At 74.2% G+C, this 14,925-nt stretch carries 13 protein-coding genes and 1 pseudogene; 8 read left to right on the top strand and 6 right to left on the bottom strand.

What is annotated here, in order from left to right:
* Positions 1 to 163: 163 nt before the first annotated feature.
* Positions 164 to 598: a hypothetical protein gene (locus ACWDBE_RS32735; RefSeq protein WP_449788268.1), complete on the top strand. Its 435-nt coding sequence runs from the start codon at positions 164 to 166 to the stop codon at positions 596 to 598.
* 31 nt (positions 599 to 629) lie between these two features.
* Here ACWDBE_RS32735 and hutH read toward each other — a convergent pair whose 3' ends face one another.
* Complete coding sequence (hutH, locus tag ACWDBE_RS32730) at positions 630 to 2,207, bottom strand: histidine ammonia-lyase (protein ID WP_449809724.1); 1,578 nt, start codon at positions 2,205 to 2,207, stop codon at positions 630 to 632.
* A gap of 112 nt (positions 2,208 to 2,319) precedes the next feature.
* Positions 2,320 to 3,486 (bottom strand): macrolide family glycosyltransferase, encoded by a 1,167-nt coding sequence (locus tag ACWDBE_RS32725; protein ID WP_449809730.1) that lies wholly within the window; start codon positions 3,484 to 3,486, stop codon positions 2,320 to 2,322.
* A 123-nt stretch (positions 3,487 to 3,609) separates the two neighbouring features.
* Here ACWDBE_RS32725 and ACWDBE_RS32720 point away from each other — a divergent pair, with 123 nt between their 5' ends.
* The gene (locus tag ACWDBE_RS32720; protein ID WP_449788266.1) at positions 3,610 to 4,230 is read left to right on the top strand and encodes a TetR/AcrR family transcriptional regulator; all 621 of its coding nucleotides are present in this window, start codon (positions 3,610 to 3,612) and stop codon (positions 4,228 to 4,230) included.
* On the opposite strand, the gene ACWDBE_RS32715 is transcribed toward ACWDBE_RS32720, so the two are convergent.
* The 4 genes and pseudogenes from ACWDBE_RS32715 to ACWDBE_RS32700 form a co-directional block, all read right to left on the bottom strand.
* Positions 4,193 to 4,561: a hypothetical protein gene (locus ACWDBE_RS32715; RefSeq protein ID WP_449788265.1), complete on the bottom strand. Its 369-nt coding sequence runs from the start codon at positions 4,559 to 4,561 to the stop codon at positions 4,193 to 4,195. The genes ACWDBE_RS32720 and ACWDBE_RS32715 overlap by 38 nt on opposite strands.
* Before the next feature lie 758 nt (positions 4,562 to 5,319).
* Positions 5,320 to 6,477, bottom strand: a pseudogene (locus ACWDBE_RS32710) (diguanylate cyclase domain-containing protein); the annotation flags it as partial.
* 382 nt (positions 6,478 to 6,859) lie between these two features.
* A complete protein-coding gene (locus ACWDBE_RS32705) occupies positions 6,860 to 7,984 on the bottom strand; it encodes an adenylate/guanylate cyclase domain-containing protein (protein ID WP_449788264.1) in 1,125 nt (374 codons plus the stop codon).
* 173 nt (positions 7,985 to 8,157) lie between these two features.
* The gene (locus ACWDBE_RS32700) at positions 8,158 to 9,051 is read right to left on the bottom strand and encodes a biotin--[acetyl-CoA-carboxylase] ligase (RefSeq protein ID WP_449809723.1); all 894 of its coding nucleotides are present in this window, start codon (positions 9,049 to 9,051) and stop codon (positions 8,158 to 8,160) included.
* Between the two features lie 231 nt (positions 9,052 to 9,282).
* Between ACWDBE_RS32700 and ACWDBE_RS32695 the strand changes: the two genes are divergently transcribed.
* From ACWDBE_RS32695 to ACWDBE_RS32670, 6 genes are all read left to right on the top strand, one after another.
* Positions 9,283 to 10,872 carry an acyl-CoA carboxylase subunit beta gene (locus tag ACWDBE_RS32695; protein ID WP_449788262.1) on the top strand — a complete coding sequence of 530 codons (1,590 nt, stop codon included), beginning with the start codon at positions 9,283 to 9,285 and terminating at the stop codon, positions 10,870 to 10,872.
* A 29-nt stretch (positions 10,873 to 10,901) separates the two neighbouring features.
* Positions 10,902 to 11,123: an acyl-CoA carboxylase subunit epsilon gene (locus ACWDBE_RS32690; RefSeq protein ID WP_392867052.1), complete on the top strand. Its 222-nt coding sequence runs from the start codon at positions 10,902 to 10,904 to the stop codon at positions 11,121 to 11,123.
* 126 nt (positions 11,124 to 11,249) lie between these two features.
* On the top strand, positions 11,250 to 11,390 hold the full coding sequence (gene mmpB, locus ACWDBE_RS32685) for a morphogenic membrane protein MmpB (protein ID WP_449788261.1): 141 nt from the start codon (positions 11,250 to 11,252) through the stop codon (positions 11,388 to 11,390).
* Positions 11,391 to 11,437: 47 nt separating this feature from the next.
* The gene (locus ACWDBE_RS32680; RefSeq protein WP_449809722.1) at positions 11,438 to 12,049 is read left to right on the top strand and encodes a nucleoside triphosphate pyrophosphatase; all 612 of its coding nucleotides are present in this window, start codon (positions 11,438 to 11,440) and stop codon (positions 12,047 to 12,049) included.
* A gap of 115 nt (positions 12,050 to 12,164) precedes the next feature.
* Positions 12,165 to 12,899 carry a hypothetical protein gene (locus tag ACWDBE_RS32675; RefSeq protein ID WP_449788259.1) on the top strand — a complete coding sequence of 245 codons (735 nt, stop codon included), beginning with the start codon at positions 12,165 to 12,167 and terminating at the stop codon, positions 12,897 to 12,899.
* 235 nt (positions 12,900 to 13,134) lie between these two features.
* The gene (locus ACWDBE_RS32670) at positions 13,135 to 14,910 is read left to right on the top strand and encodes an acetyl/propionyl/methylcrotonyl-CoA carboxylase subunit alpha (protein ID WP_449788258.1); all 1,776 of its coding nucleotides are present in this window, start codon (positions 13,135 to 13,137) and stop codon (positions 14,908 to 14,910) included.
* The last annotated feature ends 15 nt before the right edge of the window (positions 14,911 to 14,925 follow it).

Genomic DNA, 14,925 nt, shown 5'->3' with positions numbered 1-14,925 from the left:
GGTGAGACGTCCCGCGGTCGGGTCGGTTCGGTAGCCGCGGCGGTCCGGCGGCCCCGCCGGGTTCGGGGCACCCCTTGGGGGAACCCTGATTTGTCCCTGAGCCCGCCCGGATTCCTCCCGCGAACGGATGGACCGGACGTCCCGGCGGCCCCACGCTTGCTTCATGGACACTCGTCAGGACGAACTGCGGCGCGACCTCGACGCCACTCTCCAGGCCCGCAAGGAACTCGGCAAGGAGTACGAGGACGCACTCGTCGACTCCTTCGTGAAGCGGCTCGACGCCCGGCTGGACGCCCGGGTCGACCGGTCGGTGGCCGAGCGGATGGACGACTACGAGCCGTCCTACCGGGGCCGGGGCGGGCGCCGGGACCGCGACCGTCCGTCGGCCTCCGGCCGGGCCGGCAACCGGCTGGCGGTGGTCTCGCTCGCTCTCGGCATCCCGCTGACCGCGATCGCCGGCAGCCCCGAGACCGGTGGCTTCGCCGGCCTGCTGGCCTGCTGGGCGGGCATCGTCGGGGTCAACTTCGCGGCCGCGCTGGGCAACCGCCGCGACCGCCGGGACGAGCGGGACCGCCGCCCGCGGGGGGACTGGGACTGAGCCCCGGTCACCCCGCGGCGGCGGCACCGGCTCAGGCCAGCGGGCCGGTGACCCGCTCGACCGCCCGCACCAGCCCTCCGGAGGCGACCAGCTCGGCGGCCGCCTCCAGGTCCGGCGAGAGGAAGCGGTCGCGACCGGCGCCGCCGACCCCCGCCTCCCGGGCGGCGGCCAGCGCGGCCGCGGTGGCCGGGGCGAGCCGGGCGACCCCGTCGGCCTGCTGACGGATCTCCAGCGCGCGGGCGGACGCGGTGAGTTCGACGGCCAGGATGCGGCCGAGGTTGGCCACCGCCTGGCGCAGCTTGCGCGCGGCCGACCAGCCCATCGACACGTGGTCCTCCTGCATCGCGGAGGAGGGGATCGAGTCGACCGAGGCCGGGACGGCGAGCCGCTTGTTCTCGCTGACCAGCGCCGCCTGGGTGTACTGGGCGATCATCAGGCCGGAGTCCACGCCCGGGTCGTCGGCCAGGAAGGCCGGCAGGCCGTGGGAGCGGGCCTTGTCGAGCAGCCGGTCGGTGCGGCGCTCGGATATCGAGCCGAGGTCGGCGGCGGCGATGGCGAGGAAGTCCAGCACGTACGCGACCGGGGCGCCGTGGAAGTTGCCGTTGGACTCCACCCGGCCGTCCGGCAGCACCACCGGGTTGTCGACGGAGGCGGCCAGCTCGCGGTCGGCGACCAGCCGGGCGTGCGCCAGGGTGTCCCGGCCGGCGCCGGCGACCTGCGGGGCGCAGCGGATCGAGTAGGCGTCCTGGACGCGCGGGGCGTCGTCCTGGTGGTGGCCGGTGAGGCCGGAGCCCTTGAGGACGGCGAGCATGTTGGCGGCGCTGAGGGCCTGGCCCGGGTGCGGGCGGATCGGGGCGTGCAGTTCGGGGGCGAGCACCTTGTCGGTGCCGAGCAGCGCCTCCAGGCTCATCGCCGCGGTGATGTCGGCGGTGGTGAACAGCCGCTGGAGGTCGGCGATGGCCATCACCAGCATGCCGAGCATGCCGTCGGTGCCGTTGATGAGGGCGAGGCCCTCCTTCTCCAGCAGTTCGACCGGCGCTATCCCGGCGGCGGCGAGCAGTTCGGCGGCGGGCTTCTCCACGCCGTCCGGGCCGGTGGCGATGCCTTCGCCCATCAGGACCAGTGCGCAGTGCGAGAGCGGCGCGAGGTCGCCGGAGCAGCCGAGCGAGCCGAACTCCCGCACCACCGGGGTGATGCCCGCGTTGAGCAGGGCGGCCATGGTCTGCGCGACCAGCGGCCGGACGCCGGTGCGGCCGGAGGCCAGCGTCTTCATCCGCAGGAACATCAGCGCGCGGACCACCTCGCGCTCGACCGCGGGCCCCATGCCGGCGGCGTGCGAGCGCACCAGCGACCGCTGCAGCTGGGCGCGCAGCTCGGGGCTGATGTGGCGCACGGCGAGCGCGCCGAAGCCGGTCGACACGCCGTAGACGGGACGCGGCTCGGCCGCGAGGGCGTCGATCCGCGCACGGGCGGCCGCCATCTCGGCCTGCGCGTCGGGACCGATCTCGACCCGGGCGTCGCCCCGGGCGACGGACAGGACGTCCTCGGCGCTGACGTCGGCCTTGCCGACCAGGACCAGCGGAGCGTCGGGGGCCACAGCACTGTGCATATCCATATACACCATCACATCAGGTGAATGAAGATATGACAACAGGTGCTCGCCATCCGGATTCTCCGCCCTCCGGATCGATGTCGCACGCCGTGGCCCCCGTCGCCCCCACTCACTTCACGAGTTCCGCCTCGATCAGGTCGACCGCCCGGGCGGTCCCGCCCTCGGCCCGCCCGGCGGCGGACAGCTCCCGCAGCCGCTCGGCCACCGCCGGGTCGCCGACCAGCTCCAGCAGCGCCGCGCGCAGCGCCTCCGGGGTGGCCTGCTCGGTGTCCAGCCGGCGGGCGACACCGAGGCCCACCAGAGCGTCCGCGTTGGCGAACTGGTCGACGGCCTGCGGCACCGCGATCATCGGCACCGCGTGGAACAGCCCCTCGCTGGATCCGCCCATGCCCGCGTGGGTGACGAAGGCGTCCGCCTGGGAGAGCACGGACAGCTGCGGCACCCAGCGGTGCACCTCGACGGTGTCCGGCACCTCGCCGAGCTCGGCCGGGTCCGTGTGCGCGCCGATCTGCAGCACCGTGTGCCAGCCCGGCAGGTCGCCGAAGGCCTGGACGCAGGCGCGGTAGAACGCCGGGTGGTGGGTGAACGCCGAGCCCAGCGAGACCAGCAGCACCTTCTCCGCACCGGCCGGCCGCTGCCACCGCCCCTGGTGGGCGCGGTCGCCGAAGCAGGGCCCGACGAAGCTGATCCGCCGTTCGTCGACCCGGTCGGCGTTGGGCTGCAGGGCGCGCGGGACGAGCGCGATCGCCCGCTCCGGACGGCCCTTGAAGGCCTCCACGTCGCGCTGCACCGCGCCGGCCTCGACCAGCCAGTCGGCGAACCGGCGGTGGTGCTCGGGGCCGCCGGGGCCGGTGCGGATCGCCTCGAAGACCTCGGCCATGTCCTCCTCGACGCCCTCCCAGCCGACGAAGGTGGACGACAGCTGCACCACCGGCACCCCCAGCCGCTCGCCGAACGCCCGGCCGGCGAAGCCCGCGATGTCGTACAGCACCAGGTCGGGGCGGTCGTCCTCGAAGGCCTCCAGCAGGACGGACCACGCCGCCAGCGTGTCGTCCAGGAAGACGTCCTGGATCGCCACCGGGTCCGCCGGCCAGCCGCCGGGGTCGTCGGTGAGCGGCAGCTTCGTCGGGTACGGGACGAGGGCGGCCCCGGTGGACTCGACGGTCTCGCGGAAGGAGGGGTCGTTGAGGTAGCTGACCCGGTGGCCCCGGGCGACCAGCTCGGCGATCACGGCGAGGCTCGGGTTGACGTGCCCGTGGGCCGGTACGGAGACCATCAGGATGTGTGCGGGGCGGTTCACGGGCACCTCCGGGGATAGCGAATGAGACGAGACGTTCCGTCTCGCATGGCTTGAGAAGACAATACGTCTCGTCTCGTCATTCGGCATAGACTTTTCCCCATGGCTTCCAGAACCGCCCCCGACCCCGCCCGCCGCAGCGAGCGCGCCCGCGCCGCCGTCCTCGCCGCCGCCACCGAACTCGTCGCCGAAGTCGGCTACGGCAAGCTGACCATCGAGGCGATCGCCGCCCGGGCCGGCGTCGGCAAGCAGACCATCTACCGGTGGTGGCCCTCGAAGGGCGCCGTCGTCTTCGACGCCTTCCTCGCCGCCGGCGAGCACGACGGCGGCCTCGCCCTCCCCGACACCGGGGACCTCGCCGCCGACCTCCGCGCCGTCCTGCGCCCCACCAGCGACGAACTCCGCGACCCGGGCACCGACCGCACCTACCGGGCGATCGTCGCCGAGATCCTCAACGACCCGGCGCTGCACACCGAGTACCGCACCCGCCTGCTGGACCCCCTGCTGGAGGTCACCCGCGACCGCCTGCGCAGCGCCCGCGAGGCCGGCCAGATCGCCGCCGACGCCGACCTCGACCTGGCCGTCGAGCTGGTCTACGGCCCGATCTACTACCGCTGGCAGTACCGGCTCGGCCCGCTCACCCACGAGCACGCCGACCGCCTGGTCGACGCCGCCCTACGGGCCCTCAACCCGCCTGCGGACGGAGCCGGTTCCGACGCCTGAACCAGAACACCGCCAGCACCACGGTCAGCACGCAGAGCAGCAGGACGACGCCGAACCAGGTGAACAGCCCGCCGAACCCGCCGTGGGAGCCGTGCCGCACCGTGCGCCTCCTCGACTTCGACGCGGACAGCGTGGACTCCGTGATCCGGTGCGCCCCCTCGGAAGCCCGCGGCTGAGGCGCCCGCTCGGGCGCCGCCCGCACCGCCCCGACCGCCGGCACCGCCCCGGCCGTCCGCGCCGCCGGCACCGCCGACGCCGGGGCGGCCCCCGCCACCGCGCCCCCGAGCACCAGCACCCCGGCCACCGCCGCACCCGCCCACCGTCCACCCACGGCCGAACCCCCCGTTCCCCGGAACACCGTCGCCCCACCTTCCACCACCCCGCCCGCCCCCGGCATCCCCCGGGCGCCGACCGCGACCCACCCGGAACACCCCCGTCACCGAATCCGCACACGGCGCGGCCGGACCCGGGCCGGGGCCCGGCCGACGGGGCCTCCGACCGGCCCTGGGCGCAACTCCCGCCTCACACCACCGGCGGCGAGGCCGGCCCCGACAGGGCGACCGAGACCAGGGCGCGCATGGCGCAGGCGGCCTGGCCCAGCGGCAGGGTGGCGTCGTCGGCGAAGAGCTCCACCAGCCAGCCGCCCGCCGCGTTCTGGCCGCCGGCGGCGACCATGCCCCGGTAGCCGGAGACGACCAGCATCGCCTCCTCCGCCGGGTCGTTGCCGGCCGCGCCCGCCCGCAGGGCGAAGGCGCCGCCGCGGACGGCCCGGCGGGTCATCGGGTAGTGCCGGAGGTCGAAGACCGCGTCGGGGGCCTCGATCTGGGCCCGCTGGGTCTCGGCGCGGACACTGCTGGGGCCGCTGGTCATCCGGTAGACGGCGTGCTGGGAGGTGCGCATCAGATGGGAGCCGGGCGGGACGTACGAGACCCACCAGCCGACGGCATCCAGCAGCCGGGCGGAGGCCTCGGCGACCACGACCAGCTTGCCGAGGGTGTCCGCCGGGTGGACGGCCCGGGTCAGGGCGGCCTGGTCGAGGGAGGCGAGCACCGCGGTGAGCAGCTGCCCAGGGTCGGCGCTGCGGGCGGCGCCCCGGAACCGCCGCCGGTCGCCCGCGCCGGCCCGGCCGCCCGGCACGCGCCGCCCGTCCGCCCGGTGGTGCGGGTCGGCGGCGTCGGCGAGCAGCACCGTGGGGTCGGGCGAGAAGCCGGGGCCGTGGCTGCGCCCGGCGACCACGGGGTGGGCGGCCCGGGCGGCCTTGGCCCGGTACTGGGCGGCGTCGGCGAGCCGGAACAGCCGGTCGGGGGTGGTGACGGGCCCGATCGAGTCCCCGGTGGAGGCGACGCCGCAGGCCACGCCCTCGCCCTCGGAGAGCGCGAGCGCCCGGGCGCACATCTCCTCGGCGACGGCGACCACCTCGTCGGCCTTCTGACCCTCCACCAGCAGGCAGAACTCGTCGCCGCCGAGCCGCGCGGCGAGGCTGCCGGGGAGCTTGGCGGCGGCCAGCGAGAGCTGGTGGGCGAACCGTTCCAGCAGCCGGTCGCCCATCTCGTGGCCGAGCTGGTCGTTGACCCGCTTCAGCCCGTTGACGTCGCAGACCACCAGCGAGACCACGGTGCCGTCCCGGTTGTGCGCCTCCAGCGCGCTCTCCAGCCTGGCGTCGACGGCCCGCCGGTTGGCCAGGCCGGTGAGCGGGTCGGAGAAGGCGAGCCGGCGCAGGTCGGCGAGGCGCTCGGTCTGCGCCAGCCCGGCCGAGACCTGGGCGGCGAGCAGTGTCGCGTAGTCGGCGTCGGCCTCGGTGAACTCGGGCATCCCGGCGGACCGGGCGATGTACAGCTCGCCCCAGGCCTGGCCGTGCAGCACGATCGGCGCGACCACGCAGCAGGCCCGCCCGCGCCGGCGCAGCGCCGCGGCGCGCTCCTGGCAGTACGCGCCGGCGGTCGGGTGCGCGTGCCCGGCGTGCGGCTCGCTGTTCTCGGCGCTCTGCAGCCAGGCGCGCGGCAGCCGCCCGGTGGTCCAGCGCTCCTCCAGGTACGTGACGATCTCGGGGAAGTCGGCGACCGGGTACGACTCGTCCTCGGGCAGCTCCTCCTCGCCCGGGGCGAGCTCGCCGTGGTTGACCAGGACCCGCAGCCGGCCGGACTCGCGGTCCCAGACCGAGACGGCGGCCATGGTGGCGCCGAGCGCCTCGGTGGCACGGGCGGCGGCGGCCCGGACGGCCTCCAGCGGGGTGAGTGCGGCGGCCATGTCCTGGGCCAGCTCGACCACGGACTGCAGCCTCAGGTCGGGCAGCGGCTCGGGGTGCCGCGACCCGCCGCGGTCGCAGTCGCAGTCGCGGTCCGTCATGATCGCCTCACTGCTCACCGGCTCGCCTCGCTCCCTGTGCTCGGTCCTGCCGGACCCCCGTCGGCCGGCCGCACCCGACCGGCCGCTTGCACCAAGACTATGGCGGTTTCATTCGGTTATGCCCTGTTTGCCCGGACGGACCGCGGCGCCGTCAGGACGCCCGCCACCCGGCCCCACCCGTACGGCGCCCGGGGCACCGAACCCACCACAGGAAGGCGCACCCGCGAACGACCGCACCGCGGACGGTTTCCTCCGCCCGCACGCCTTCCCCGCCGGCGGGCCGCTATTCGGCCTTCAGCCGCCGGCTGAGCAGCCACGGCTCGACCAGCCCGAGCCCCCGCACCGGCCGCCGCCACATCGGCTGCAGGTGGAAGCGGGCCCCGGTGTCCGGGGCCGGCATCGGCAGTCCGGAGGCGGGCATCCCGGCCGCGGCCGACAGCGCCTCGGCCAGGCCGGGCCCCTCCGAGTCGGCCGGGGCGACGCTGCCGTTCTGCTCCAGCGCGGCGGCGAACTCGCCGTCGATCAGCACGGCGTCCTTGGGCGCGATCGAGGTGAGCCGGCTGGCCAGGTTGACGGTGGTGCCGAAGACGTCGCCCATCCGCGAGGTGACCGTGCCGAAGGCCATGCCGACTCGCAGCGGCGGGATGGTGTCGTCCCCGGCCAGCGCGTCGATCAGGCTCAGCGCGATCTCGGCGGCGGTCGCCGGGTCCTCGGAGACGTAGAGGATCTCGTCGCCGAGGGTCTTGATCACCCGGCCGCCCTGGCCGGCGATCAGATCCGAACAGGTGTTCTCGAAGGTCTCGACCAGCTCGCCGAGCTCCTCCTCCTCCAGCCGCCGGGACAACCGGGTGAAGCCGACCAGGTCGGCGAAGCCGACGGCGAGCCGCCCGCTGGTGATCTCGTTGTCCTCGGCGGCCTGCACCACCCGGCCGGTGACCGCCGCCAGCTGGCGCCGCCAGACGTACACCAGGAACTGCTCCAGCTCCGGCAGCAGCAGCTCGACCAGCGGGTACGCGACGTCGGCGCGGGTCAGCCCGGGCTCGACGGACTGGGTGAGGTTCTCCAGGAAGGTGTCCATCTGCCAGCCGGCCAGCCGGGCCGTGGTCTGGCCGGTGGACCGGGCCACCTGGATCGCCATCGACTCGCTGAGCAGCCCGGACTCCACCAGGCCCGCCAGGCGCCGCAACGCGATCACGTCGCCGTCGGTGAGCGCCCTGGACTGGCCGATGTCGGGGAAGCCCATGGCGCGCCAGAACCGGGTGGCCAGCTCCATCGGGACGTCGGCGGCGCGCGCCGCCTGGTACGGGGTGTAGCGGCGCGGCGCGTCCAGGATCAGGCGTTCCAGTTCGAGCGCGACCGTGGGGTCGTTGCTGCCCGCCGTCGCGCCGCTGCTGCCGTCCTCTGCCACCGGTCCGTCCCCGTGCGCTCGCCGCACTCGCCTCGTGTCCTACGTGTCCGGGCGCGCCGTCCGCCACCCGGGCGGGCAGTGGCGCGCCTCACACCGCTGCCAGGTGGAATGTTCGCACGGAATCGTCGGATCCGGGGCATCAGCCCGGGTCAAGGGGAGGTGAAGACTGCCGTTCAGCGGGGCTCGGGGCGCACGTGGACCACGTCGCCCGCGCCGACCGCCCGGCGTACGCCGTCAGGCGTGCGGACCACCAGCCGCCCGTCGCCGTCCACCGCCACCGCCTCGCCGACCAGCTCGCGGTCGCCCGGCAGGTGCACCTTCACCTGGCGGCCCAGCGTGCTGCAGCGGTCCACGTAGGCGCGCAGCAGGTCGCTGACGTGCGGGTCGCCCGCGGCGGCCGTCCAGTCCCGGTAGAGCTCGGCGAACTCGCGCAGCAGGGCGCGCAGCAGGGTGCCCCGGTCGGTCGTCGAGGCGCCGGCCAGCGCGAGCGAGGCGGCGGTGGGGACGGGCAGCTCCGGCTCGCGCAGCGAGACGTTGAGGCCCATGCCGACCACCACCGCGCCGCCGGCCAGCTCGGTGAGGATGCCGCCGAGCTTGCGCTCCGCGCCGTCGATCTCCACCTGGAGGTCGTTGGGCCACTTCAGCCCGACCTCGACCCCGGCGACCCGGCCCAGCGTGCTCGCCGCGGCCACCCCGACCAGGATCGGCAGCCAGCCGTACCGCTCGACCGGCACCTCCTCGGGGCGCAGCAGCACGGACAGGAACAGCCCGGAGCGGGGCGGGGCCGTCCACCGCCGGTCCAGTCGGCCGCGGGCGGCGCTCTGCGCCTCGGCCACCAGCACCGCGCCCTGCCCGGCGCCCGCCGCGGCGCGGGCGGCGAGGTCGCTGTTGGTGGAGCCGGTCTCGGAGACGACGTCCAGGGAGGTCCACAGGCCGCCCGGGACGAGCAGGTCGTGGCGCAGCGCCTCCTCGTCCAGCGGCGGACGGTCCAGGTCGGTCCAGGGCGACGGTCCGGCGTGGCCGAAGCCGCGCAGCCCGCTACGGCGGGGGGTCTCGCGATCGGTCATGGGGAAACCCTAGATCGGGTACGGGACGCAGGCCGCCCCATCGTCCCGCAGAACGGGCGGGGACACACTGTGTTGATGGCCATAACGCCAGGACATGACGCATCGCCCTGCGCGCTGGCTACGCTACCCAGCGGTAGTTCGTAGCGCCGCCCTGCCCTCATGCGCGGGCCCACCACCCGGCCCCGCGCGCACTCGAACAGGTCGCGGCCATGGATCAGGGAGAGCCACCGGATGACCGAGGCGCCGTACGACCCCCACACCACCGCCGGCAAGCTCGCCGACCTGCGGCGCAGGCTGGACGAGGCGGTGCACTCCGGCTCCGCGAAGGCCGTGGAGAAGCAGCACGCCAAGGGCAAGCTGACCGCCCGTGAGCGGGTCGTGGAACTGCTGGACGAGGACTCCTTCGTGGAGTTCGACGAGTTCGCCCGGCACCGCTCGACCAACTTCGGCCAGGAGAAGAACCGGCCGTACGGCGACGGCGTGGTGACCGGCTACGGCACCGTGGACGGCCGCCAGGTCGCCGTGTTCGCCCAGGACTTCACCGTCTTCGGCGGCTCCCTCGGCGAGGTCTTCGGCGAGAAGATCGTCAAGGTGATGGACTTCGCGCTGAAGACCGGCTGCCCGGTCATCGGCATCAACGACTCCGGCGGCGCCCGGATCCAGGAGGGCGTGGTCTCGCTCGGCCTGTACGGCGAGATCTTCCGCCGCAACGTGCACGCCTCCGGCGTCATCCCGCAGATCTCGCTGATCATGGGCCCCTGCGCGGGCGGCGCGGTGTACTCCCCCGCGATCACCGACTTCGTGGTGATGGCCGACCGGACCTCGCACATGTTCATCACCGGCCCCGACGTGATCAAGACCGTCACCGGCGAGGACGTCGCGATGGAGGAGCTGGGCGGCGCGCGCACCCACAACACCAAGTCGGGCAACGCCCACTACCTGGCCGCGGACGAGAAGGAGGCGATCGAGTACGTCAAGAGCCTGCTCTCGTACCTGCCCTCCAACAACCTCAGCGACCCGCCGTCCTACCCCGAGCAGGCCGACCTCACGGTCACCGAGGAGGACCTCGAACTCGACACCATCGTGCCGGACTCGGCGAACCAGCCGTACGACATGCGCAAGGTGATCGAGCACGTCGTCGACGACGGCGAGTTCCTGGAGACCCAGCCGCTGTACGCGGGCAACATCATCACCGGCTTCGGCCGGGTCGAGGGCCAGTCCGTCGGCATCGTCGGCAGCCAGCCGATGGACCTGGCCGGCTGCCTGGACATCAACGCCAGCGAGAAGGCCGCCCGCTTCATCCGCACCTGCGACTCCTTCAACGTCCCGGTGCTGACCTTCGTGGACGTACCCGGCTTCCTGCCCGGCACCGAGCAGGAGTGGGACGGCATCATCCGGCGCGGCGCCAAGCTGATCTACGCCTACGCCGAGGCCACCGTCCCGCTGATCACCGTGATCACCCGCAAGGCCTTCGGCGGCGCGTACGACGTCATGGGCTCCAAGCACCTGGGCGCCGACCTCAACCTGGCCTGGCCGACCGCGCAGATCGCCGTGATGGGCGCGCAGGGCGCGGTCAACATCCTGCACCGCCGGGAGATCGCCGAGGCCGAGGCGGCCGGCACCGTCGAGGAGAAGCGGGCCGAGCTGATCGCCTCGTACGAGGACACCCTGCTGAACCCCTACCTGGCGGCCGAGCGCGGCTACGTGGACGCGGTGATCGCGCCGAGCGAGACCCGCCGGCACATCGTCCGCGGCCTGCGGGCGCTGCGCGGCAAGCGCGAGGTGCTGCCGCCGAAGAAGCACGGCAACATCCCCCTGTAGGCCCCGTCCCTGTCGGGAGAGAACCAGCCATGTCCCCGATCCACGTACTGCACGGGCAGCCGACCCCCGAGGAGCTGGCCACCGTCCTGGCGGTGGTCCAGGCCCGGGCCGCCGCCGCGCAGGCCGCCGCCGAGGCGGCGCGCCTGGCCGGTGTCGGCCCGGCCTCCCCCTGGAGCGACCGCGCCCGCCTGCTGCGCCCCGCCGTCCGCCCTGGCGTGAACGCCTGGCGGACCTCGGGCTGGGCGCACTGACGTCCGCCGCGCGGGGCGGGAAGCCGGTCGGCTTCCCGCCCCGCACGCTGTCCGGCGCCCGCTTCGCCCGGAACCTGAGTACGGATACTCAGGCGCCCGCACCCCCGTGCGACGCACCCTGGACGGGTGCTCTGGTCAGATCCCCGTGACGAGCCCTCGCCCGAGGCCCGTCGGATGCAGGCGCGGATGCAACGGGCCGGCAAGGTGCTCGCCGCGCTGGTGCTCGTCGGCGCCGTGCTGATGATGCTCTCCCGCCCGTTCAGCTGAACCGTTCACCCGAACGGCGGATAGCGGCACCCCCTAGGCTGGTGGGCATGACCGACCAGCGCGCCCTCGTCCTCGCCTCCGCCTCCCCCGCCCGCCTCGGGCTGCTGCGCCAGGCGGGCCTCGACCCGCGCGTGGTGGTCAGCGGCGTCGACGAGGACGCGATCACCGCCGCCACCCCCGCCGAGCTCGCGCTCGTCCTGGCCGAGGCCAAGGCGAAGGCCGTCGCCGCCGAACTCGCCGACGGCGAGCTGGTGATCGGCTGCGACTCCGTCCTGGAGCTGGACGGCCTGGCCCTCGGCAAGCCCGCCGACGCCGCCGAGGCGCTGGCCCGCTGGCAGTCGATGCGCGGACGCGCCGGGGTGCTGCGCACCGGCCACTGCGTGATCGACACCGCGACCGGCCGGCAGTCCTCGGCCACCGCCTCCACCACCGTCCGTTTCGGCACCCCGGACGACGTCGAGATCGCCGCGTACGTGGCCTCCGGCGAACCGCTGTACGTGGCCGGGGCCTTCACCCTGGACGGTCGCTCGGCGCCGTTCGTCGACGGCATCGACGGCGACCCGGGCAACGTCATCGGCCTCTCCCTGCCGCTGCTGCGCCGGCTGCTCGCCGACCTCGACGTCCGCATCACCGACCTCTGGACCCGTACCGGGAGCTGACCGGACGGTCCGGATCCGACAAAATCCGCGCGGCAGACCTGGGTCAACCGACCGACGACAGCCGTATCCCTCCCCCATAAGCTGGCCGAGGTCTCGGACAGGGAGGAGGACGGCGATGACCGACAGCGTGCTCAACGTGGTGCTCGGCCTGGTGGCCAGCGCGATCAGCGCCGCCCTCGGCTGGCTGGCCCAGGTGCTGCGGCGCCGCCGCAGGACCGAGCGGGTTCGGGAGTTCTTCGGGCTGCCGGGCGGCAGCGAGTGCCTGATCGTGGTGCCGCGCAGCATCGGGACGGGCTCGCACGAACACACCGTCACCCGGCGCGACGCCTACGCGCTGATGTGGCTGGCCGGGCTGGTCGAGGAGTGCGGGGCGCGGCCCGAACTGGTCGCCCACGACGCCGCGCACCGCGGCCTGGGTGCCAAGACCGAGCTGTGCCTGGGCGGTCCTGTCAGCAACGAGCGGATGGCCGCGCACGTGGCCTGGGGTCTGCCCGGTGTGCTGATCACCTCCGGTCCCGAGCGGGGCAGCAACGTGATCGTGGTCGGCGAACGGGACTTCACCGCCGGCCGCGACCAGACGCACACCCTGCTCGCCCGGCTCGCCACCCCGGACGGCGGCCGCCCGGTGTTCCTGGTCGCCGGCCAGACCGGCATCGCCAACCAGGCGGGGGTGCGCTACCTGGTCACCCACCACCGCGAACTCGCCCGGAAGTACGGGCAGGACGGCACCTTCGCGCTCGTCCTACGGGTGGTCAACCCGGAGGCGTACGGGCCGGACATGGTCGAGGTGGCGGCGGACGTGACGGCCGAGGCGCTGCGGCGGCCGGTCGCCCGTTCCGGCGCCGCTTGAGCGGTCCGCGCGAAACTGTGTCCCATGCCACTTCCCGCCACGCCGCCGCCCGGTCACCCGCCGTGGCCCCCGCCGCCCCGGCCGGACCGGCGCCGACCTGCGGCGTCGTCCGCAGGGCCGCCCGCCGGGCCTCGGTAGCCATCACCGAGCGTGTGGGATAGTTCACAACCTGGGGCTACTCGCCGGTACTGCCCGGGAATCCATAAACTCAACGAGGTTCAAGAAGGGAGCCACAGTGCGCAAGGTGCTCATCGCCAACCGCGGGGAAATCGCCGTCCGCGTCGCCAGGGCCTGCTCGGACGCCGGTATCGCCAGCGTCGCCGTCTACGCCGAGCCGGACCGGGATGCGCTGCACGTCCGCGCGGCCGACGAGGCTTACGCGCTGGGCGGTGACACCCCCGCTACCAGCTACCTGGACATCGCCAAGGTCCTGAAGGCGGCCGCCGACTCCGGCGCCGACGCCGTCCACCCCGGCTACGGGTTCCTGTCGGAGAACGCCGACTTCGCCCAGGCCGTCATCGACGCGGGTCTGATCTGGATCGGCCCGCCGCCGCAGGCCATCCGCGACCTCGGCGACAAGGTGACCGCCCGGCACGTCGCCCAGCGCGCCGGCGCCCCGCTGGTCGCCGGCACCCCGGACCCGGTCTCGGGCGCCGACGAGGTCGTCGTCTTCGCGCAGGAGCACGGCCTGCCGGTCGCCATCAAGGCGGCCTTCGGCGGCGGCGGCCGCGGCCTCAAGGTCGCCCGCACGCTCGAGGAGATCCCCGAGCTGTACGAGTCCGCGGTGCGCGAGGCCGTCGCCGCGTTCGGCCGCGGCGAGTGCTTCGTCGAGCGCTACCTCGACAACCCGCGGCACGTGGAGACCCAGTGCCTGGCCGACAAGCACGGCAACGTGGTCGTCGTCTCCACCCGTGACTGCTCGCTGCAGCGCCGCCACCAGAAGCTGGTCGAGGAGGCGCCCGCGCCGTTCCTGACCGCCGAGCAGAACGCCGAGCTGTACCGCGCGTCCAAGGCCATCCTCAAGGAGGCCGGCTACCAGGGCGCCGGGACCTGCGAGTTCCTGGTCGCCGTCGACGGCACGATCTCCTTCCTGGAGGTCAACACCCGTCTGCAGGTGGAGCACCCGGTCACCGAGGAGGTCACCGGCATCGACCTGGTCCGCGAGATGTTCCGCATCGCCGACGGCGAGGAGCTCGGCTACGACGACCCCGAGGTGCGCGGCCACTCCTTCGAGTTCCGCATCAACGGCGAGGACCCGGGCCGCAACTTCCTGCCCGCCCCCGGCACCGTGACGCTGTTCGCCCCGCCGTCCGGCCCGGGCGTGCGCCTGGACTCCGGTGTGGAGTCGGGTTCGGTCATCGGCCCGGCCTGGGACTCCCTGCTGGCCAAGCTGATCGTCTCCGGCCGCGACCGCAAGCAGGCCCTGGAGCGGGCCCGCCGCGCGCTGAGCGAGTTCAAGGTGGAGGGCATGGCCACCGCCATCCCGTTCCACCAGGCCGTCGTCACCGACCCGGCGTTCGCGCCCGAGGTCCACGGCAGCGACGAGCCGTTCTCGGTCTACACCCGGTGGATCGAGACCGAGTTCGACAACACCATCCCGCCCTTCGTCGGCACGGCCGGTGACGGCGAGGAGGCCGAGACCCGGGAGACCGTGGTCGTCGAGGTCGGCGGCAAGCGCATCGAGGTCTCCCTGCCGTCCTCGCTCGGCGTCGCGGCCGCCCCGGCCGCCGGTGCGGCGGGTGCCGCCAAGGCCAAGCGCCGGGTCGGCGCCAAGAAGGCCGGCTCGGCCGTCAGCGGTGACACCCTGGCCTCGCCGATGCAGGGCACCATCGTCAAGGTCGCCGTGGAGGAGGGCCAGGTCGTCGCCGAGGGCGAGCTGATCGTGGTCCTGGAGGCGATGAAGATGGAGCAGCCGCTGAACGCCCACAAGGCCGGCACCGTCTCCGGTCTCAAGGCCGAGGTCGGCGCGAGCGTCAGCAGCGGCGCCGCGCTCTGCGAGATCAAGGACTGACACCAGCCCTGACCC

This window comes from Kitasatospora sp. NPDC001132 (genome assembly GCF_053598415.1).
Note: the sequence above shows the minus strand (reverse complement) of the source record. Positions and strands in the feature narration are given on the sequence as shown.